At 33.8% G+C, this 23,673-nt stretch carries 12 protein-coding genes and 1 pseudogene; all 13 read right to left on the bottom strand.

What is annotated here, in order from left to right; translation table 11 throughout:
* Nucleotides 1–8 precede the first annotated feature (8 nt).
* The 13 genes and pseudogenes from B096_RS0104425 to B096_RS0104495 all read right to left on the bottom strand — a co-directional run bounded on the left by B096_RS0104425 (nucleotide 9) and on the right by B096_RS0104495 (nucleotide 23,673).
* A complete protein-coding gene (locus tag B096_RS0104425) occupies nucleotides 9–1,853 on the bottom strand; it encodes a JAB domain-containing protein (protein WP_018579552.1) in 1,845 nt (614 codons plus the stop codon).
* On the bottom strand, nucleotides 1,843–2,013 hold the full coding sequence (locus B096_RS09930) for a hypothetical protein (RefSeq protein ID WP_018579553.1): 171 nt from the start codon (nucleotides 2,011–2,013) through the stop codon (nucleotides 1,843–1,845). Before B096_RS09930 ends, B096_RS0104425 begins: the two co-directional genes overlap by 11 nt.
* A 186-nt stretch (nucleotides 2,014–2,199) precedes the next feature.
* Nucleotides 2,200–4,485 (bottom strand): annotated as a pseudogene (locus tag B096_RS0104435) (helicase-related protein); the annotation flags it as partial.
* A gap of 111 nt (nucleotides 4,486–4,596) precedes the next feature.
* Nucleotides 4,597–6,405 carry a reverse transcriptase/maturase family protein gene (locus B096_RS0104440; RefSeq protein ID WP_018579555.1) on the bottom strand — a complete coding sequence of 603 codons (1,809 nt, stop codon included), beginning with the start codon at nucleotides 6,403–6,405 and terminating at the stop codon, nucleotides 4,597–4,599.
* A 579-nt stretch (nucleotides 6,406–6,984) separates the two neighbouring features.
* Nucleotides 6,985–12,210, bottom strand: a complete 5,226-nt coding sequence (locus tag B096_RS09550; protein WP_018579556.1) for an Eco57I restriction-modification methylase domain-containing protein — start codon at nucleotides 12,208–12,210, stop codon at nucleotides 6,985–6,987.
* Nucleotides 12,197–13,192, bottom strand: a complete 996-nt coding sequence (locus B096_RS0104450) for a DNA cytosine methyltransferase (protein WP_018579557.1) — start codon at nucleotides 13,190–13,192, stop codon at nucleotides 12,197–12,199. Before B096_RS0104450 ends, B096_RS09550 begins: the two co-directional genes overlap by 14 nt.
* Nucleotides 13,193–13,194: 2 nt before the next feature.
* The gene (locus tag B096_RS0104455; protein WP_018579558.1) at nucleotides 13,195–14,886 is read right to left on the bottom strand and encodes a DNA topoisomerase 3; all 1,692 of its coding nucleotides are present in this window, start codon (nucleotides 14,884–14,886) and stop codon (nucleotides 13,195–13,197) included.
* Nucleotides 14,887–14,976: 90 nt separating this feature from the next.
* Complete coding sequence (locus B096_RS09755) at nucleotides 14,977–17,295, bottom strand: VWA domain-containing protein (RefSeq protein WP_018579559.1); 2,319 nt, start codon at nucleotides 17,293–17,295, stop codon at nucleotides 14,977–14,979.
* Entirely contained in the window at nucleotides 17,295–18,173 is an 879-nt protein-coding gene (locus B096_RS09560) for a CD1107 family mobile element protein (protein ID WP_018579560.1), read from the bottom strand. Before B096_RS09560 ends, B096_RS09755 begins: the two co-directional genes overlap by 1 nt.
* The gene (locus B096_RS0104480) at nucleotides 18,160–18,432 is read right to left on the bottom strand and encodes a hypothetical protein (protein ID WP_018579561.1); all 273 of its coding nucleotides are present in this window, start codon (nucleotides 18,430–18,432) and stop codon (nucleotides 18,160–18,162) included. Before B096_RS0104480 ends, B096_RS09560 begins: the two co-directional genes overlap by 14 nt.
* 19 nt (nucleotides 18,433–18,451) lie before the next feature.
* Nucleotides 18,452–20,890, bottom strand: coding sequence for a CD1108 family mobile element protein (locus B096_RS0104485; RefSeq protein WP_018579562.1), 2,439 nt, complete (start codon nucleotides 20,888–20,890; stop codon nucleotides 18,452–18,454).
* Between the two features lies 1 nt (nucleotide 20,891).
* Nucleotides 20,892–23,342 (bottom strand): VirB4-like conjugal transfer ATPase, CD1110 family, encoded by a 2,451-nt coding sequence (locus tag B096_RS0104490; protein ID WP_018579563.1) that lies wholly within the window; start codon nucleotides 23,340–23,342, stop codon nucleotides 20,892–20,894.
* Entirely contained in the window at nucleotides 23,245–23,673 is a 429-nt protein-coding gene (locus B096_RS0104495; protein WP_018579564.1) for a PrgI family protein, read from the bottom strand. The genes B096_RS0104490 and B096_RS0104495 overlap by 98 nt, the downstream gene beginning before the upstream one ends.

Genomic DNA, 23,673 nt, shown 5'->3' on the forward strand with positions numbered 1-23,673 from the left:
TACTGTACTTATATCTCCCTATCCTTCTTCTTATCCCCTAGCTTGTCCTGTAGCTTATCTCCACTATCCTTTGCAACTTTATCTTTAAGCTTGTTAAGTTTTTCAATAGTAGATTCTTTTTTATTATCCTTTTTTTCTTTTATAGCATTTGTTTTTTCTAGGTTTTTATCTTTACTCTCTTCAGATATATTTAGCTTACTTGCTTCAGCCCAGCTTATGAAATCAATATCGTGGAAAGATTTCTCTAGTGGGTAATTTTCTGCAAAATCATAATCTATATCATACATTGCATTAGATAAATCTGTATAAGCATCTACAAAGCCATCTATTTTGTTAAAAAATTCTTTCTCCTTACTTGGTATGTCAATTGATTTTATATCCTTTTCTCTACCACTTGCAATATCATACTCTAGGTCATATATAAGCTCATCAAAGTAGTCATTGATTAGATTTACTCCATCGTTATTCATAAACCTGTCATAAAGTTCGTCTAGCAGCTCTGGATCTTCTATCCCATTCTCTATAGTAATCATAGCTTTAACGAAACCTTTATAGTCTTCATCTACCATTTTATTTATTTTATCGATTATTGTACCGTCTTTCTTCTGGGGATAACTATCAGAGTAGTTGCCCTGATTCCAAAAGAATTTATCATTATCACATTGTAGGCCAGAAACTTCAACAAATTGTCTTCCATCAAATAAGATAGCATTATCCTTATCTACATCTAAGACAATGGTTTCATCTGATAGTGCAGTTTTAATCTTATCTCCCACTTCTACAATAGCCTTTTCCCCATCATAGATAGGCCTATCCTCCTTCACAGTTGACAACCTTTCCATCTTATCCTGATAGCTTGAATTATTGCTTAGAAAGCCACTTACTTCTTGTGAAAAAGATAGGGTCTTCTCCTTACCTACTATAAAATGGTCTAAAAGCTCCAAGTCAAATATTTCTGTCATGCTTTCTAATCTCCTAGTCATGGATACATCTTCACTGCTAGGAGTAGGATTTCCACTAGGGTGATTATGAAATACTGCAAATCCTTTTACATCTTGATAGTTAAACAATGTTCTAGCCATAATCTTTAGGTCTACAATTGAAGCATCTGTAGACCCTTTAAAAAGCTCTTCAGCTCCAATTATTTTCTCATTACTATCATAGATTAGCATACCAAAGACTTCTTGTTGATGATGTTGAAAGCCTATCTTTAGCAACTCCTTTATTTCATCTATATCTTCTACTACATTTAAATCTACTAACTCATTACTAGCTAGATAACTTGTAAAATCCTCATATTTATTTTTCAAACTATAATCCTTTTCACCATAAACCACTTCTGAATCATTAGCCAATCCATAGGACATAGATGGATAGTAGGTTTTGCCTGCCTTTTTAGATAAAAAACTATTATTTTCCTTCCCATAATTTATGGTGTCTATAACTTTCATACCTATTTTTTCAAAGTAATCTTTGGTTTCTTCCATTCTTTCATGGGGAGTCTCACTGGAAAAAGCCATGAATACCCTATTAGCCCCTGCCATTAAACCTTCCTTTAAAGCCTCCTTCACACTATTTTTCCAACTTAGCCTAGTTCTTTTTAAGTGAACAGGATGATTCTTTGTATTTACAAAAATAATAGTCCCAGTATCTTTAGTAGGTAAGGTTGTTGATTTTACATAATCTACTAGGACATCAGGACTATCTATTGCTTTTTTATTGTTTTTAATATTAGACTTGGCATAGTCTAAGAATTCTAAAAGAGGTTTTATCTCATTATCTTGTCTTTTTATTTTTTCATAAAGTTCTTCCTTGCTATTACAATTAAATTCCCTATATAAGTTATTTTTCATTCCTATCCACCTCCCTATCAAGGTCTGTAGAATAGGTTTTAAATAATTCCTTTATCTCCTTAACCTTTTCATCCCCTGGATTTTCCTTAATATAGGTCATTATTTCATCATAGCTATTAAGGCCAAAATACCCCAATAGCCTATTTCTTTCATTAAACATAATATTCCTCCTTACGGTTTTCATTTATAATTCTTTTTACAATGCATTTATGGTTTTTAAAAATAGGAAAAACTCCGAGTTTCCTCAGAGTTTATTTCAGGGCATCAGGGGGCTACACCCCCTAATAACCCCTGTGGACTTTATTTCTAATAAATTCGTAGAATTTACCAAAAATAAAGTATTATATTATCTTGCACCCTTATCCTTTTCCTTGTCTATATCTTCCTGAGATAGACTAAGTTCCTCCCTAATCTTCGTCTTATACTTTTCAAGTTTTCCAAGTGTAGACTCCTTATCATCTTTTTTAAGACCATCTACATCATAGGTAGATTCAAAATAGTTACTACTCCTAAAATCACTGTCATACCTATCTGGAATACCATCATTATCCATATCCTTTTCAAGGGGATCATAATAATTTCCATCATCATCTATTTCAAGTCCTAATTTTTCTCTTAAATCATTTTCATCAACCCTTACATAGTCATCAAATTCCCCATATTTAAGGTCTAAAAGAAAGCCTTCAAGGGCTTGCTCCTTATTTACTGCCTCGCCATCTTCATCTTCAAGATAAGACCTATTGGATACTTCCTTATTATCTACATATTGTGTCCAGGAATAATCTTTAAGGCTTATTTCATACTGTATTTCATGGTTGCCATCTTCAGTGGTTGTATAGGCAAGCCCAATATGTCCTTCATCTGGGAAAAGTGTATTAAAGTCTTCATAAGCATGATCCTCTCCAAATTCTTTATTTAAATAATCAACTATAGCTCTTTTAACATCTTCAATCAGTGGACTTAAGTTTTCCAATTCCTCTACTTCACCCATATCTAGGAGTTTATTGATTTCAGCTAGTCTTGCTACCTTGTTTTTTAGTTCTTCTGCCTTATCAAAAGGTTTCTTTACTTCTTCTTTGGCAATTTCAAATTGTTCTTTAGTAGCTACAAGCCTTTCCTCAAACCTTTTTAGACTATCTGGAATTTTATCTATTACATTGTCCATTCTTGTAATGTTTCCATCTCTGTTTTGCCCCAAGTCCCCGTAATGATTATTAGAACCCTTTAGGTTAAAGTTATGTTCATTGGTAATAATGCTATAGGTTACTTCTATAGGAAATCCCCTATATTCTCCAATAACCTTCTTATCTCTAAGCTTTATTCCCTTAATAGCTTCTAGGATTTTATCTCCTGCAACTTTTCTATCCTTTATTTCTTCATCAGTAATTTTAATTGAAGTAAATTTATTATCTCCTGTACCCTGTGGCTCAGTTCTTTCAATATCCTTCTTTGCTCCCTCAATTAATTTTTCATATTTCTCAATTTCTCTAGGATAGGTCTTTATAATCTTATCTTCAAGACTATAGAGGTTACTCTTGTAATTCCCTTCCATCATCTTTAATTTTGTAACTTCAATATCCAGGTCCATCTTTTCTTTTATAAGGGGATTACCTGTTGCTAAAGCCTTTATTTCGGCATATGATAGGGTATTCTCGTCAACATCTTCTGCCACTCTAGCAGGAGTTTTTGATGTCATAATCTGAGATATAAATTTTTGCTTATTTTCTATGGTCTGCCAGAGGTAGCTATCAAATGTGTTTTCCGTAACATACCTAAAAATTTTTACCTTATCATTTCTATTACCACGTCTTACTATTCGACCCGCCCTTTGCTCCAAGTCAGCAGGCCTCCAAGGTACATCAAGATCATGAGTTGCTATAAGTCTTTCTTGCACATTAGTACCTGTCCCCATCTTTTGAGTAGAACCTAAAAGAATTCTAACATTACCTTTTCGTACTTTTGAAAATAATTCATCTTTCTGTTTTTCTGTATTGGCATCATGGATAAAGGCTATCTCTTTTTCAGGAACTGCCATATCTAAAAGTTTTTCCTTTATATCATCATAAACATTAAAAGTTCCATCATTTTTTGGGGTAGACATATCAGAAAAGATAAGTTGTGCTGAACGTTCTCCCTTTGTTTTATCCCATATGGAATAAATATTTTTAACACATACATTAACCTTGCTATCTGGATCATCTGGTAATAAGGGATTGATAAGCCTTTGATCTAATGCTAGTTTCTTACCATCATTTGTGATTTTTAGCATATTATCCTCTTCTGGCTCAACCCTTCTATCTCTAACCCTATCTGCACGTTCAGAAATGCCTTTTAAGACCTCTTTCTGCTCCTGGGTAGGCATTGTTACTATTGTTTCGTATTCAGCTTCAGGAACCTTTAAATCGAGCATATCTGCTGTTTTAATATCTGCAACTTCCTTAAACATAGCCATAAGTTCAGGAAGATTATAAAACTTGCTAAATCTTGTCTTAGTTCTATACTTATCTCCTTCAGGGGAAAGTTCTACTGCTGTTACAGTTTCACCAAATGTACTAGCCCATGAATCAAAGTGTTGTAAGTTATTCTTTTCAAGTTCATTAAATTGCAAATATCTTTGCATGGTGTAAAGTTCATAAGGTAGGCAACACCACGCCATACTAATTTTCATCAGCGGTCTTGGTGTAACCCCCTTCAGAACCGTGCTTACGCCTCTCAGCGTACACGGCTCGCCATTTTTCATAGTTTAAGTGATTTTTTTCTTTACTTCTTCATAACATTTTGGGCATAAAGCCAAAGATTTCCGTCTTTTTTCAATCATCAACAATTCAAATTTATTATCAGCATTTAAGTCTTTCATACGTTTTACATGGTGCATATATACTTTGATAGAGTTTGCTCCACAAGCTTCACAAACACCACTTTTAAGCCTACCAGCAAGACTGTTAGGTCTTATTTGGACTCTGTATTGTGGCATTATATCGGCAAATTGTGGGGCATCACTTTTATCCCTTTTAAATCCATCATTATAAAACTCACAGCGTTTTATTCCACTTTTTGTCTTATAATTAGCACCAAAGTCTGCATTTTTACTGCGATATTTTGTATACATTTTCATAACAGATGAGTTGTATTTAGCAGCCAATGTTTTTAGACAACTTCCACGCATAATAGAATGAAATTTACCTAAGTTGCAAGCATTGATTGCCATGCGATAATAATTGTATAGTCCTCTGATTTCTGAATTATATTTACTGATGATTGCAACTTCATCCAAGGGCATTAATGCACCCCTATGAATTGGTTTCCAGATTTCTTTACCATTTCCGTCTTTTTTGATTTTCAAAGCCTTGTATTCGTGCAACTTAGAAATCCATTTTTCTTTAGGTACATATAGTTGTACCTTCCCATACCATACACGTTGTAATCCTTTCTTGGTGCGTTTAAAATCTTGACTCCTAGATACTCTAATATCGTAACCTAGATATCGCACCATTTTAGAGGAGTGGGTAATATGAGTCTTTTCTTCTGACATCGTAAGCTTGAGGGTATCTTGTAAAAACACTCTTACTAACTCTTTTATTTTTTGTGCGTCTTCTTTTGAACCTGTTATGGAAATTAAAAAATCATCAGCATAACGGTTGTATTGTATACGCTTAAAACTATTATCCATTTCATCTAAATGTGGAGTAGACAACATAGTTTTTCGAGCTTCTTTAAATGTCTTTATATTTTCCTCATTACGATTATTTTCTAAGTTTTTCTTTGATTTTCTATAAGCCCAACGGACTTTCTCATGGTCTTCGTGTACCTTGCGCTTTCTTGTTTCTCCCATATCGAATTCATTTTTCAGCTCTTCCATAAATATATCAAGCTCATGTAAATATATATTTGATATTATCGGACTCATGCCCGACCCTTGTGGAGAGCCAGAGTATGTCGTATGGTATATCCATTGCTCCATATATCCTGCTCTTAGAAATTTCCACATTAGAGATATAAATGCCTCATCATCAATGCGTCTTCTTAGAAGATTTACGGTTACATGGTGGTCAAAACTATCGAAACAAGCCTTAATATCACCCTCAATTATCCATTTAGCACCAGTAAAAATTGTAACAACCTCTCTTAATGCCGTATGACAACTTCGGTTAGGTCTAAAACCATGTGAGTTATTAGAAAACGTTGGTTCATAGATTGCTTCTAATATCATTCTGATGACTTCTTGTATTAGCTTGTCATCAGTTGACGGAATACCCAAAGGTCGTTTTTTCTTGCTATTTTTCTTTGCAATGTAGACACGCCTTGCTGGGTTTGGTTGGTATGAGTGGTCTTTTAATCTTGCAATAATATTTTCAATACGCTCCATGCTCATACCATCAAGAGTAAGTCCATCTGACCCTGCTGTCATACTACCCTGTGAGATAGCAATATTTTGATATGCAAGTAGATAGAATTCTGGATTATATAGGTTGCGATATAACCTTTCAAACCTATAGTTTTCTTTTGTTGCTTGTTCACTTAAACTTTTCAATACATTTTCGGGACTTCTCATAATGCCTCACGCACCTTTCCTTTTTTATTGTATTGAAGAAAAACTGTCTCCCTTCGCCATGTGGACGGCTTTCCCGTCCTCGGACTACTACGAAGACTCTGTTACCCTAACAAATATTCAAAGTCGCTTTTTTTCATAGCACTTATAGCCAATTTATTGGCATTTTGTCTTAGGTAATCCCCTTTTAGAACTGTAATAACATAAGCTTGTTATGATTTCGGATGTGACTTTCGTCGTTTTCCACTTCTTGTGGCTAGTTTAATTTGGATATCTTGTGAATACGCATGACTGACTCATATTCACCAAAATACATGGGAGTTTAACTTCCATACCCATGGAGCAACATTTTGCCCAACCTCCGACTATCATTTAGGCAGTTTAGCTTTCATCCTTATTCATAACTTTTCATCACTACCACGCAAACGCCTTGGAAGTTTCGGTATTTCGTGTCCTCCGACATGCTGCACTCCCCGTCAGGTTTCCCATTTCGGATAAGTCGGGTGATGATAGGTTGTAGACTTTACATCTACTTTGATATCTTTACCTATTACTTGCTCAAGGTAAAATTATTACAGCCCCTTATGGGCGCACCGTCATACTATTGGATATTGGGGTTCCTGTAGCAAATACAACTCCTCTACCTCCAGTCATTTCATCTAAATATCTGCATTTCATAAACATATCAGAGGATTTAAGTGCTTCACTCTGTCCTATTCCTGCTACATTTCTCATCTTTGTATAAAGAAATAGGTTCTTATAATTATGGGCTTCATCTACATAAAGCTTATCAACACCAAGTTCTTCAAAGGTTACCACATCATCTTTTTTGAAGTCATCATTTAATTTCTTAAGTCTTCCCTCAAGTTTCTTTTTAGTATTTTGTAACTGCTTTACTGTGAAGTTCTGACTTCTATCGTACTTATACTCTTCAATATAATTTAGGATTCCATCTATTTCACTTCTTATATGATTCTCTTGATATTCTTTACTCATTGGTATTTTTTCAAATTGTGAATGGCCAATAATAATCGCATCATATTCCCCTGTAGCTATTTTACCTATGAACCTCTTTCTATTATTAGGTTGAAAATCTTTCTTTGTAGCAACCATAATATTAGCTCCAGGATAAAGTTCCATGAAATCTCTACCTATTTGCTCAGTTAAGTGATTGGGAACTACAAACAAGGCTTTACTACTCATTCCAAGTCTTTTTGATTCCATTGCTGAGGCAATCATCTCAAAGGTCTTACCTGCCCCTACTGAATGGGCAAGAAGGGAGTTGCCACCATAAAGCGTCCTGGCAACTGCATTTTTTTGATGGTCTTTAAGGATAATACCTGTATTCATTCCTTCAAAATGAAGATTAGAACCATCATATTCCCTATTGCGTACAGAATTAAATTTTTCATTGTATATTTTTTCTAAACGGTGTCTTCTGTCTGGCTCATTAAATATCCAGTTTTTAAACTCTTCTTTTAAAAGTTCCTGTTTCTGACTTGCTAACATTGTTTCTTTTTTATTAAGTATAGAGGATGTACTACCATCTGGATTAGTAACCCTATCCCACACCTTAGTTTCCTTAAGATTTAAAGCATCCTCTATGATTTTATAGGCATTCACTCTACTAGTACCATAGGTCATATTTGCTAGGTCATTTCCTCCATCTTTACTTTTTCCTTCAATCCTCCATTCAGCAGTAAAGGGTGAATACCTAACATTAATATCCCATCTTGCAAATCTTGGTGTCTTAAGGGTTGCAAAAATAAATTCTTCAACATCCTTAGCCGGTACCCAGGTAGCCCCAAGTCTTACTGTAATTTCTGACGCTGTAAGTTCCTTTGGCATTACCTCTTTAAGGCTTTCTCTTTGCACTTTTAAATTTAGTAAATTGCTTTCTACTTCTCTAAGATTTGTGCCATCATTTTCATCTATAAAACGTAGTGATCTTTCAATTGTTTCAATATATTCATCTAAAACACCTATCTTTTCCCTAATGTTTCCACTTAAATATTCATCAACACTCACATAGTTAAATGCCATAGGATTATGCTTTTCTTTTTCTGTAAAGGGTAGGGCATTATTTTCTCTATCAAACTCCTTAATATCAAGAAAGATTTTTCCCTTTAGGCTATCTACCAAGGTTTTTTCATCAATATCTGTAAGCTCTTCCATATAGTCAAGGTCTACTCTTCCTTTTTCTGCTATAGAAAGAATAAGTGCTTCATCTGGTGTATCAACATGGCTTACAGGAATAGCCTTTTTAATTGTACGTTTTGTAAATATGTCGCCCTTTTCCTTAAACTTTCCTTCTTCTAACTTTTCAATACTTGAAATAAGGGCAAAGTTACTGTCTTCAGATAAAAGCCTAGTATTCATCCTTCCATTAATATAACCATGGTCTTTACTAAAGGCATCGTAAATCTTATTTAGATGTTCCTGAGTTTCCTTAATTTCTCCTTCACTTCTATCTTCCAATTGTGAATCAATTACATCTCTAAGGACATTTCCAAGAGCAATATAGTCTCTGATTTTATCAAGGTCATTATCGTTTCTATTAACCTCCCTCATTATGGAATCTTCTCTCATATAAATCTTTCCATCTTTTTCAGTAAAGGAGAAATTCTTCACATTATCATCAGCTGGAATAATTTCAGGTTCTCTATCCCCATCTTCTCTTTCTATCTTTATAGGCTCTATTTTTCCTTTAATATTCTTAATGGATTCAAAGAGTTCAACCTTTAAGTCATGATTGTCTTTTGCCTTACAAGTTATGGTATTACCAAATCTTCCTGATACCTCTACCATTTCACCTAGTATCATTTCAGGATTTTCTACAAAGTAACTATTGTAGCTAAGACCACTTTTATCAGTTTTTAGCTCATACCAAGGTTCTTCTTTTTCTATTACTGAATCCTTCTTTTGAAGGAAGATAATATCACTGGTTACTTCTGTTCCTGCCATACCTTTAAAGGTATTATTGGGTAGCCTTATTGCTCCCAGAAAATCACATCTAGCACCTATATATCTACGAATAGAATCATCTTTTTTATCCATTGTTCCACTTGAAGTAATAAAGGCAATAACACCACCACTTCTAACCTTGTCTATGGATTTTGCAAAGAAGTAATCATGTATTAAAAAATTATTTTTATCATATAGTCTATCGTTTACCTTAAATTCTCCGAAAGGAACATTTCCAACTGCCACATCAAAAAAGTTATTAGAAAATGAAGTTTCCTCAAAGCCTTTTACCTGGACCTTGTTTTCTGGATATAATTTCTTTGATATATTTCCTGATATACTATCAAGCTCTACACCATATACCTTTGATTCTTTCATACTTTTAGGAAGGCTACCCATAAAGCTACCAACTCCACATGAAGGCTCAAGTATGTTCCCCTTTTCAAACCCCATGTTTTCAAGTCCTTGATAAATCCCATCTATTACTACTTTAGGAGTATAGAAGGCTGTAAGAGTTGATTCCTCACAAGCTTCATATTCACTTGGGCTTAGGTTTTCTTTAAGAAAGTTCCTTGCTCTTTCCCATTGACCAGTTTTATTTTCATCAAATACTTCTGATAAGCCTCCCCAGCCTACATACCTAGCTAAGATTTCTTGTTCCTCCCTACTAGCCCCCCTATCCTCTTCTTCTAGCATTTTAAGAATTCTTATAGCATTGATATTGTTTTCTAACCTTTCTTGTGTTGGAAGGCTTTCAGCTAGTATTTCATCAGTGATTATAAAATTTTCAGCCCTTGGTCTTTCTATGATTTCTTCTTGCCTATCCTCACCATCTTCAAAGTTATCAAGAGAAAAGGTCATTTGTTCCACTTCTCTGGATTTTTCTTCATCAAAATCATAAAGCTCTGCATTATAAAGAAATTCATTCAATTCATCTATATCTTCAAATTGTAGTCTTCTAACCTGTCTTGCATCAAGAATATACTCATCTTTAAGTTCATAGGGAAGGATTTCAATAGATAGGAGTTCCTCTTTTATACTTTTAACAATAAAGGGATTATCCCACACTTTTATAACACTATCTCTTGTAATAGGCCTTTCATTTAATTCTTCTCCTTGCATGAAAAGAATTTCTGGATCTATTTCATCTTCAATTTCAACCTCTATGGGACTATCAAGCTGCCCAAAAAACACCCTGTGAATTTCTTCTTCACTTAACTGTTTTTTAAGTTCACTATCTTTTAATTCCTTAAATGTCTTAGGAAAATCTTCAAGTATAAGTCTTTCTGCTCCGACTTCCCTAAGCTCCTTAATATTAAAGTAACCCCATTCTGGCTCTATACCTATTACAAGACCAAAGGCATCTTCTGTTTCAGGGTCATACTCTGTTAAATACCAGGTCCAGTTACTTCTAAAGGGAATGATATAGGCTGCATGGACTGTTTTATCCCCTGCAGAAACCTTTTCTGTTTCTCCTAATCTAGGAACTTGTTCTAAAATTTCATCACTCATAAGTTCCTTAGGATTAACCTTTGAATAATATTGGGAAACAAAAAAGGAAGTAGATTCATTGTCTACCTCCTGGTCCCCATCTTTACTTATTTCTTCATCTAATTGTAAACGTACTCCTTCATTGCTAGTTCTCTCAGCTGATGATTTAGATTCTCCATCAACCCTACCCACTTCATCTGGTCCTCTGCCTTTAGTTTCTCTGTCAGTCCAAAGCTCTCCATCATCCTCGGTTTCTCCATCTCTATAAATTTCCTGGCTGTCTCTTCTACCTCTAGCAAGTGATTCATTAGGCTCTTGTCTAGGAACATCTCCTGAAATAATTCCTCCTTCTCCTCTGCTATGAAGTTCAGTCTGGCCTTGGCGAACCTGTGGGTCTGGTAGGTCTGATCTTTCATCAGAACTTCTTCCGATACTTCCTTCATCTTCAAGATTATCTCTTCCTGTGTTTCGCATTGTCCAAACATCATCTGATATTCGTTCTCTATCTTCTCTTCCTTCTGGTATGTTTCCAGCATTTCCTCGAAATTCATCATCCATCCCTCCTATATTTTCTTCATTACCTCTATCTTCTATATTTTCATTGTACCGCTCTACTGGCCTTTTTGTCAGCACCTTATTTTTATCAATTTCTTTATCTATAGTAACTGTTCTCTCGAGGATACTTGCAACCATTGAATTTAGCTCATTTCCTACTATTGATAAGGAAATTTCATCAAGACTTCTTAGAATATTATTAATTTTACCTCTATCTACCTCATAATTTATATCAAGTCTACTAGCATAGCCTGTTTTTATAGACTCTGTAAGAAAATCATTAAATATCTTCCTACTACTAGGAGCTACCTTAAGTTCATTTAAGACATAATTACCCCTATTTATTACTTCTGTATATGCAATATTTTCAAGGATTTCATCTATTGTCATATCAGCTATTTCATCTTCATTAAAAGCACCATCAAACCCTAAAGCTTCTTTTAGGCTTTCTTCTCCATTATTTAGTTTCCATAACTCAACTTGATTTGTTGCTCTTGACATTGATACTGTTTGGCTAAGGTCAAAGATGTAGGTTACTTTACCATATTCTCCATAATTCTTATATATAGGAATTCCTTTTTCTCCACGTTTTACAGTTCTATTAAATTTCTTTCTCCAAAAATCAAATTCCCCACAGGCTCTTGCACTAGCATTCTTATCATAGATACTAAGTTGGCTAGTAAAATCATATTTATAATTATTTCCAATAGTTCTCATAAGTGAAATATACTCATCGCTACTAGAGAGAACCCTTGACTTGATTTCTTGTATTAAATGCTCAAAATCATTTATCCTCATATTTTCCTCCTTCTTCCATAATAAAATATAAGCTACAATTATGAATCTCCTTTATTATTTCTTCTAAAACATCAACCACTATGCTATTACCAGCTTGTTTATACAGAATACTCGACATACAGTTTTTCCTTCTTGGAAATATCTTTATAAGCTTATCAAAGTCACTATCATCAAATCCCATTAACCTAAAACATTCTCTTTCAGTAAGATACCTATATCTGTTACCACCTATGGCAAGTATTCCTGAATTAGGTACTCTTACTTGTTTAGTGGATATGGTATAACAAAAGTCTTCTATTACTTGAAGCCTTCCTTGAAATTGTGGCTTATAGGATGGATCATGGAGTATTTTTAACATTGAAGGCTGTTTAACTAAAAATATATCTCCATACCTTTCCATTACATCATTTTCAAGAAAATCTGATAAATGCTTGGCTCTTTTGTGTTTTAAATTATTAAATTTAAAAGGATTTTTACCTAAATAACTAATGGCAAAAATCCTTTCCCTCTTTTGTGGTATTCCAAAATTCATCGAATTAAGAATCTCATACTTGGTTTCATAACCCAGTCTTTTCATTTCTTTAAGGTAATAAAAAAAGGAAGTTCTCATATTTTTATCGAGAACTCCCTTAACATTTTCCCATATTACCAATCTGGGCTTATCCTGTTTTTCTTCTATTATCCTTATAGTTTCAAATAGAAGACTGCTCCTTGTCCCACTTCCTTTCTTTCCTCCAAGTTTTTCCCCTATCCTGGAAAAATCCTGACAGGGACTACCATGCATTAACAAATCAATTTTTTTATCTGGAAGGCTATAATTACATACACTTCTTGGCTCATAATTTTCATTAAAAAGTGCATTATAGCTTTTAACACAATTCTTATCTATTTCAACATAATCTACAATCTCAAAGGGAATTTTACTATTGATGTAAGCCTTCCTTATTGCACCTATACCACCAAAAAGCTCTACAACCTTCATCCTTATGAAATAACTTCCCTTATTCTTTTTTCTACATCTCCTATAAAATCCTTTAAATCAGCTTTTCCCTCTGAGATTTCATATAGTTTTACTTCCCAATCTACTGTAGTATTTGGATTTTTAAGGAAGTCTGCTACAAGAGATACTAACTGCTCTCCCTTATCTGTTGAAATAAGTTTCCTGCCTTCTCTATTTATAAGCTCTTTTTGGATAAGATTTTCAATTATTCCTGCCCTAGTTGCTGGTGTTCCTAAGCCTTTAGTTTCTATACCTGTATCTTGTTTTGCATCTTTACCTGCCAGCTCCATATCCTTAAGCAGAGTATCCTCTGTATAAGCTTTAGGTGGATTTGTATATTTTTCATTTGCTTTCTTATCCTCAATCTTAAGACTATCACCTTTATTTAACCTTGGAAGAACCTTGTCTTCTTTTTTCTTAGTATATGAAGTAAGGTATTTAGTAAATCCTTCATCTATTACTACCGTTCCTCTACTTGTAAATTCATAGCCTTCTACATCACATATAACCTTGGTGTTTTCAGTAATTAAATTTCCTGCTCTTGCTGCTAGAAGCTTTGCTTTAATAAGCTCAAATACCTTTTCCTCTGAAGCTTGTAAACTTCTAGTGTCAAAGTTAAGAGAACCACTTGTTGGTATTATGCCATGATGATCTTCTACCTTCTTAGAGTCAAAAATACTCTTAAAATTCTTTTCATCAAAATCATTACCAAAAGAATCTATATAAGCTTTAACACTAGAGACCATATCGTCAGTAAGAAACCTACTGTCTGTCCTTGGATAAGTTATAAGTTTCTTTTCATATAGGCTTTGTGCATAGTCTAAAGTCTGCTTTGCACTATAGCCAAAATACTTATTACACTCTCTTTGAAGTGTTGTTAAATCAAAAAGTCTATCAGGTTTAGTAATTTTCCTTTTCTTCTCTATTTTCTTTATTTCAAGGTATTCAGGTATAGATAGTAAAAGTTTTTCTGCCTTTTCTTTTTCATTAATCCTTGATGTCTCCAAGTCAATATCTTGTGCCTTTATCTGAACTGTAAAATACTTTTCTTTCACAAAATTTCTTATAGACTTATCCCTATCTACAACCATTGCAAGTGTTGGCGTTTGTACCCTACCTACTGAGTAGTTATTACTATGAAGGCAAGAATAATATCTGGAAAGGTTCATTCCAACTAGCCAATCTGCTTGACTCCTTGCTAGTGCTGACCGATATAAGGTTTCATACTCTCTTCCATCTTTAAGATTATTAAAACCTTCTTTTATTGCCCTATCTTCCATGGATGAAATCCAAAGTCTTTTAACAGTTTTTTTGCACCCTGCCTGATTATAGACCAATCTAAAAATAAGTTCTCCTTCCCTTGCAGCATCACAAGCATTTATTACTTCTCTGACATTCTTATCTGTTAGTAGTTTTTTTAAAATACCATATTGTTTCTTAGTGTACTTTGAAACTTCATATTTATATTCTTTAGGAAAGATAGGAAGATCTTCTATATTCCATTTTCTATATTTTTCATCATAAATTTCAGGATTACTCATTCTAATAAGATGTCCTACACACCAGCTTACAATATAATTATTTCCCTCAATATATCCATCTTTTCTTCTTTTAGCACCTAATACTTTGGCTATAGTCATTGCTACACTGGGCTTTTCTGCTATTACTAATTTCAAAATATCTCCTCCCTTTTATTTTTGGACAAAAAAATAGCGACCCAGATATATTTACTTATCTGAGCCGCTATCATCTATCTATTTATCTTTCTACCAGGACTGATTAGGGTATTTAAGGGTAAATGTATATATAATTTTCATCTTGCCTTGGGTACTCTCATCATATTTAGCAGTTTTTGTCTTTAGATTAAACTCCCATCCCCTATAACTACTCTTAAAGTCTTTATAATCAACATCTTCTGTTTCCCTTATATATTTTCCATTGCTTTTTATTACACGAGTAAATCTCATTTTCATTCCAGTCATATCTATGCTTTCACCATCATCATAGGTATTTTTATCAGGTAGGCTTACTAGTTTTTCAGGATACCATTGATTAACTTTGACACCCTCAGGAAGATTCATATCCTTTAAATTGTTTTTATCCTTTTCTTTTTCAAGGCTTTCCCTCAAATCCTTTACATCATCCTCAAGATTCTCAAATTTTCCCTTGTATTTCTCATTGTCCTTTTTAAGTTTGTCCTTCTCTTTACTAAGGTTTGAGATTTTATCATCTAGTTTATTTATCTCATTATTTAGCTTTTCCTTGTCCTTACCTGACTGGTTTTTTTGATTTTCTAGCTCTTTTTCCATCTCTTCCTTTGCCTTTTTCAAGGCTTCTATTTCTTTATTCATCTCATCTAGTTCTTTTCTTAAATCTACTTCAAGTAAGTCCTTATCCTTAGCTAATTGTTCAATTTTATCTTCTAGTTCTTCCACCTTTTTATCAAAATCCTCTATAGCTTGATTTAGATTATCCTCAAGCCTTTCTTTTTCCTTATTTATTAAATCTAAGTCCTTATTTAACTCTTCAATTTCCTCCTTAAGTTTCTCTCTTTCCTCCTTGGTCTTGTTTTTTTCATCAGCCAGTTCTTTTTCAAGTTCTGCCTTTTCTTCATTCATTTCTTCAATTTTCTTATCTAGGTTATCAATACTATCTCTTAATTCATCTCTTTCTAACCTAGACTCTTCTATTTCCTTTTCAAGTTGTTCTTTAATTTCTACCTTTTCCTTATCCAATTGGTCTAGCTTATCATTAAGGTCAGAAATCTTGTTATCAAGCTCCTCTTTGTCTTTCTCATACTCAGCTTTTTCTTGCTCAAGCCTGTCTTCAAGCTCTTTAATTTTATTATTAAGTTCTTCTTCTACTAAATCTTTTTCCTTTCTTAGATCTTCAAGATTCTTATCTAATTCTGCAATATCATTTTCAATTTCTTTTCTATCCACCTCCATCTTATTTATTGTATCCTCTAGTTCTTTTTCTAGGTTTTCCTTAGCTGCATTTAGGTCATCAGTTTTTTGTTTTAAATCGTCTATCTCTTTTTCAAGAGCTTTTTTATCTTCCTCTGATTTTTCCTTCTCATCTGCTAATTCTTGTTCTAACCTGTCCTTGGCTTTTTCAAGTTCATCAGTTTTATCCTTCAAATCATTTATTTCCTTATTAAGCTCTTCCTTATCCTTGGCTGCCTGCTCCTTCTCTTTTTCAAACTCCTTTTCAAGTTCTGCCTTTTCCTTATCTAGTTCATCAATCCTATTATTTAGATCTTCTAGTTCCTTCTCTAATTTTTCCTTTTCTATCTTATCCTTGATTTCATTAGTTAGATCATCAAAAACATCTTCTAAATCATCTGTATCTGAATCTTTAAATTTATCCTTATCACTGGCCACATCCTTAAGGAATTCTTTTGCCTGTTCGTTACAATCGACTGCTACCGTATAAATATCAAGGACATCTATATTATCGCTTTTTGCAAGATTTGCTTCTGCTAAGGCACAAAACTTACCCTTGGCAACTGTTGTATCTTGCCCAGCCTTATCATAATAAAAACTTCCTTCAAGAACCTTTTTATTATTGTTCATGTAGTCATCAAGGTCAATCTTTGGTTCATAAATACGATTAGCTTCTCCATCTGAAAGAAGGACTATAATCTTTTTATCTCCTGTAGACTTTTTAAATATCATCCTTGCTTCATGAATTCCCCCTTGTGTAAAGGTCATATCCTTTGCAACAAGCCCATCAATAACATTAAATAATTTGCTCTTATCTTTTTTCTGGAAAAAATCTGTTCCATCATTTTTATAATGGATCACATCAGATGCAAAGCTAATAAGTGCTATATTGGTGTTTATATTATGAGCCTCTTGCTCCTTCCATATAGCCTCAGCCATATCCTTAGCTGACTTCTTAGCCTTTGTCATTTTAGTCCCACTCATTGATCCTGAAATATCAACTACAAGCACCATATCAACCTCATAAGAAAATCTATCATTCTTATCATTTGCTAATACAGGGGTTACTAGCCCACACATTATAATAAGGCTTAGTGTCCCCGCTAAGATTTTATTAAATAACCCTGTTTTTTTACCCATTATATCAAATCCTCCTTTGTGTATTCTGTTTCCTCATCTTCTTCGAAACTTTCTTCATCATCTGAACTAAAGAAATCATCATCTGGAATTTCATCATCTTCAAAATCCTCAAATCCATTATCATTGGATTTTACAACCTTAAAGTAGTAACCAGCTCCTCCTACTCCTGCTACTATAAGTAGGACAATTAAAAAAGAACCCTTAGAATCTTTCTTCTTAGGTTCTTCTGGTTCAGCTTCTTCTTTTTTCACTACTTCTTTTTTAGGTTCTTCCTTAACTTTAGTTGTTCCATTTCTTTCCTCATCTTGCTCAATCATATTTAGTAAATCCTGTTCAGAAACTTCTGTTAGAAGCTGAACATTTGAATCTGGCTCATCATGATTAATAATAAGGTGAAATACCTTGCCACTCTTTGTTTGGAAGGTAAGAAATTCTCTTGCATCAGCCTGTGGTCTTTCCTTCATTTGACCACTACTAGTTTCTTCTATAATATCTGTAATCTCACTTCTCCTTGGATATTCCCTATTATCAGCTCCAACAGACTCTGTAATAGTTCCTCTTGCCTGGCTAGGATCTGTAGGCTCATAAGGATTTTCCTTTGGTATAGTTGATCCTTCCTTGGGCTTATTTACATCTATTAGAAAACCATTGCCTGTTTCTGCTGGATTTAGTGAAGGACTATTAACATCAACAGTTATATTATCCTCCCTATCCTTGGTAATATCAGGACTAGTAACATCTATTACAAATTCCCTTTCAAGTTCGCCATTAGAGTCAGCTGCAAAGACTCTAGGCATATAACTTGTTCCAATTGCTCCCACTATAACTATTGCCAACAATATTTTTATAACTTTTCTCTTCTTATTATTCTTTTCCATAGCTTACATTCTCCTTTTCAAATTCTTTAAATACTTTGTTTTCATTTTTTCTAGTCTTTTCATTTTCAGTAAAAATTTTCACTGCATCTAAAAGATTTATTTTCTGTTCGTAGCATATGGCCATTATTTCTTGACCCGCTATTTCCTCTTCTTCTAATCTTAGTAGTTCCAGTTCATCTTCACTTTTTTTAATTTGCTCTTTCAACTTCTTTTGATCTCTTTTTATTTTCTTATATCTGTTCTCTGTTTTTTTATCCATCCATTAAAACCTCCTTCTTTTAATAGGGGAATCCCCATTTTGCACTACTTCCATAGTAGGCAATCCAATCTGAAAGCTTGGTATCCTTTACAATACCAATATTTTCTCTTATGATTCCATTGCCGACATAAATACCCACATGGCCATATTTCTTACCTGCCTGAGTATGATTATGAGTAGGTACTGCTACCATCATTCCAGGCCTCAGCTCTGAAAGGTCACTACTGTCACAATACCAATAATACTGGTCATTTGCGTTGCCTCCAGGTCTTGGATAACCTGCATTTACATAAACATTGCTTATCCAGGCTGCACAGTAGCCACCTCCAGCTGTAGGTGTCCTATAAGCTGCTAATACAAGAGCCTTTTCCTTATCCGATAAGTTAGGGTTGTTTACCAGTTCCCCTATTATTGTGCTATCTGGAATAACAGGAGTTATACCACTCCCACCAAAGTACTCTTCCATGTTCCCACCTGTTTCAAGGAGTGCTTCATAGTGGGCAAGATTTTCCTCATATCCAGCAAATTCCTCTCTTGCAACAGTATCCAGTTCCTTTTTAGTGACTGTAACCTTTAGGATATACCAATCATAAGGCTCCATTTCACAGTATCTATCTTCACCACTTCCATAGCACACCTGCCTATATCTGGTTTCAACTATGGTTTCATAATCAACTTTATACATCTTATTAAATAGGCTTTTTAATTCACCACTTAGGCTCGATACATTAGTTACTTCTCCATGTTTGGCAGTTATAAAGCTTAAAAGTTCATGAATATCATGACCTATATCAGTATTTCCTCCTACATGATACTCATCATAGCCTGGATAATAACTTTCTATATTGGCAAGTTCATCTGCTAGTTCATACTCTAGCTTGGTAAACTCACTATTCATATCTGCAAGAGTATCTTCGCCTGACAAATAAGTTGTACTCATAACTTGGCTAGTTACTGATGATATTCCAGCTAGAAAAAATGTTGCTACTTGGCTCAGGGTCATAAAACCTATAATGGCTATAGCAAGAAGAATAAGGAACTTTCTTATATTTCTTCTTATTAGTTGGGAACTTCCTTTTAAGATATTTTCCATTCCTTTTTTAAGCCTATCCTTGAAGCCAATCGCAATATTATGCTCTTCATAGATTTTCTTTTTCATCTTCCTTCTTTTAATCAATTTCTTATAGGCAGTCTTTTTTTGAAATTCTTTTTCACCCTTCAAGCCCTTAATTTCAGTTTTATATTCAGCTCTTGCCAAATTCTTCTGATGCTTTAAATCTAGCTTTCTTTCAAGCTTTATAGGATTCCTTCTTTGTCTTTGAAGCTTATTTTGGGCATGTCTTGTCATACTTGCATTTAAGTATAAACCTTTTTCACTTGCATCAATAGCTACATTTTCATCACTTCCAGTCCTAATATATTCAGCAACCAGATAGCTTGCCCCTGAAATTCCCCCTACAAATTTGCCTGTCTTGTCATACTTAGGCTTATGATAAAGCTTACTTGCCTTTTTCCTTTTTTGAATCAGTTTGCTTTCGCTTTTTCTATATTGTTTTTCTACCTTCCCATCAAGGGCTATAGCTTGACTTGGAGCTTTTGCACTCGTCTTATGAGCCATGCCATCTTTAAGGTCTTTAACGTCATCTGTAGTTAATTTTCCATCTTTCTTCTTTATTTTCTTCTGATTATCATATAGAAGTTTTCTCTTATAATAATCTTTCTTCTTACTCTTATCTTTGAAATTATCTACACCACTGGCTCTTTCCTCAAAATCTTCTACCTTGACCTCATCGTCTTCCTTATTAGAAATAATGAGATTCTTGGCATCATCTTTAAATAAGGTATTACTTTTTGTTTCCTTATCTAAGGCTTCATATTTTGGGTCTTCTATCTTCTGCTTTAAATTGTTTATCTGTTTCTGTTTTTTTGCTTTTTCTACATTTATTGAATTATCTTGTAAATTATCTAAAGAACCCTTATCATATCCTTTTCTGTCCTCGGATTCATTGACCTTCTTGTTGGTAACCTTAATTTTCTTATGCTTTAATTTTGCTTTCTTTTTTATAACAGAATCATCAAATCTATCCTTCTCATGAACTCTTTTATCAAGATAATTACTGGTCTTTACCCTTTCACCTATATCTAGATTTTTTTCTTCTATTATGACTTCCTTTACTTGGCTACTTTCAGTAGTAAGCTTTTCTAAATTATTTAGATCACCAGTCCTTTCTTCCTTAGTCCTATGTTTTTCTATTTGCTTTTGAGATAAAGAAAGCCCACCTTTTTTATAAGTGGACTTAATTTCTTTCTCAAAATTATTTAACTTAGACTTCTTTTCTACAATACTTTCTTGAAATCTTTCACCATCCTTGGTTCTTTTATCCTTGTAATCCTTTGCTTTTTCACGTTTACCTATATCTAGATTTGTTCTCCTTTTTACCTTCTTCTTATCTTTCATTTTAATCTACTTCCTCAGGTTTTGTTGTCATTTTTTGATACAAGATTGTATCTTTAGGGAACTTGTCAACAAAGGGAACAATAGTATTCCCAAAGAATAAAAGCCCCTCTCCTGCATTAGAATTTGTTACATAGTTTAATTGAAAAGGAGAAATTTTAAGTTTTTTAGCTAGGATTTCCCTATCTCCAGAAGCCTGGTTAAGCATAAGGACAAAGTCTGTATTATCAAAGATATTTTCAATTTCTGCACTTCCTAAAAGGTCTTTTACGTTTTGTGTTATACCTGTTGGAACTCCACCCCACTTTCTAAATCTTTTCCATATTTCAACTGAATATTGGGCAGTTTGTTGGTCTTTTAAAAGCAAGTGAAACTCATCAATATAGTATCTTGTTGCCCTATTAGCCCCCCTATTTGAGGATACCTTATTCCATACCTGGTCCTGTATAACTAACATTCCTATTTTCTTCAGTTGATTTCCCAGTTCCTTTATATCAAAGCATATAAGCTTTTTATTAAGGTCTACACTGCTTCTATTATTAAATACATTTAAAGAACCTGTAACATAGATTTCCATTTCTGTAGCCAGTTTCCTTCCTACACTTTCTTCCTGTTCTTGGAGAAGGTTATAAAGGTCACTTAGTATAGGCATATTTTCAGGTTTAGGGTCTGCAAAATAATCCTTGTATATCTTAGGCAAACACCTATCTATTACAGACTTTTCAGCAGCAGTTAAACCACTACCCCCTACTACAAGTTCGAGCATACTCATTATAAAGTTCGCCTTATCTTTAAGAGGTGCATCTCCATCCCCATAATTCATATTAATATCAAGGGGATTTAGATAATCCTTAGACTTAGCTGAAATTTTAATAATCTCACCCTTAAATTGTTTTACAAGACTTCCATACTCTCCCTCTGGATCTGTGATTATTACATCATCATCTGTTACTAAAATAGCATTTGCCATTTCCCTTTTGGCTGCAAAGGATTTACCAGACCCTGGTGTTCCTAGAATAAGCCCATTTGGATTTTTTAATTTCTTCCTGTCTGCCATTATGAGGTTATGTGAAAGGGAATTAAGCCCATAATACAAGCTTGTATTTGAACTCATAAAAAGTTCTTCTGTTGTAAAAGGCATAAATACAGCAGTTGACGAAGATGTTAATTGCCTTTTTATTTCAACCTCATTTACCCCTAGAGGAAGGACAGACATAAAACCTTGCTCCTGTTGGTGGTCTAGTCTTTTTAAGGCACAGTTATTACGGTTACATATAGAAGATATTTGGGCTATAGTGTTATCTAGCTTTTCCTTACTTTTGCTTAAATTCATAATAGTAAAGGTTACATAAAACATTCTCTCATCCCTAGATTGAAGGTCGGTCAAAAGATTTTTTATATCGCTTCCATATACATTAAGGTCTGATGGGATAATATCCATATCATAACCAGCTCTTACAGCCTTTTTTTGTTCTTCTATCATCATCTTTTGAAGGTCTGTATTCTTTCTCTTTACCATCTTAATAGCATCTACCTGATCTATGGCATGGATATGAAGACTTACATACATATTATCTTCAATAGAAAGAATTTCAGATAAAAACCTATCTGAAAGCTCACTTGCTAAAATCTGAAAATGACTTAAGGCACAGATGTAATTTCCCATCTGCATATATTTAGGACTTATGAACTTGAATGCACTAGGCATTATAAGCTTTCTTGTGTCCCTATTTTCAAGTCCTTGTCCATCATAATCAAAGCTATTATCAGGATTTAACATATCATGGAGTAGCTTAAGCCTTTCATGACCTACTAAGGTTTCAGCCCTTACACCCATACTTTTTAAATTTGATAGGACATCTATCTCTATCCTCTCAAGAACAGGTTTGGCTTGGTCATAGCTTTCTGATTTTGTATTAACAACGATATACTTTGATTTTCTAAGACCATTATTACCCTTTGAAAGCTGGTCCTTAAGCATTCCCCTAAATTCTTTTCTTATCTCATCAAAATCATCTCCCTTATCTGGTATTGTAATTGCATTTTCCATTTCCTTAATTCTTCCTACCTGGTTAACAAAGCTTAGTTGAAGCTCTGTTGTTGAATCAAAGGAATTTAAAAAGCCTGCAAATTGATTGAAGATAAGATCCCTATCTTCCTCAAGTGCAAGCTGATAATTTATATCCTCATATTTTATAACCTTATTGTACTTTCCCTCACCGATATAACAAATACCATTCCTATACATCTTTTTATAAGGAATGGTATCTTCTATGGTATATCTTTTCTTGTCCTTCTTTAAGAAATCAAGGAATGAAGAGCTTTTCTTATGACTGGACTTAAGATTTCTTGTTTCCCTAGCTACTCTTTTTAGCTCTTTTTCCTTTTTTTGAAGCTTTTCTTCCTGTTTTTTTCTTTTTTCTAAATTTCTTTGCTGAATTTGATTTTTTCCCATTAATGCTTTGCTCCTCCTTCCTCATTTCTATAAACCTCTCCTTACTAACCCTAACCTTAGGTTGGTGCCTTTCATGGAGATAAATATATTTCAGATATTTCTCACATGTAAGCCCATCCTTCTCATAAAAAACTACAAAGAAAATAGGGATAGTTAGTATAATCATTAAAAATACAGCTAGGTCATTACCAAGAATATTTCTTGTTTTTAGATATGTTGGAATACCAATAATACCTGCTACTCCAAAGCCTATGAGCTGCCTTCTAGTAAGATTAAAAGCTACTTTCGTTTTAACATTGGTTAAATCTTTGGGTATCTGAACATAAGCCAA

It is taken from the genome of Erysipelothrix tonsillarum DSM 14972, assembly GCF_000373785.1.
Taxonomy (GTDB): domain Bacteria; phylum Bacillota_I; class Bacilli_A; order Erysipelotrichales; family Erysipelotrichaceae; genus Erysipelothrix; species Erysipelothrix tonsillarum.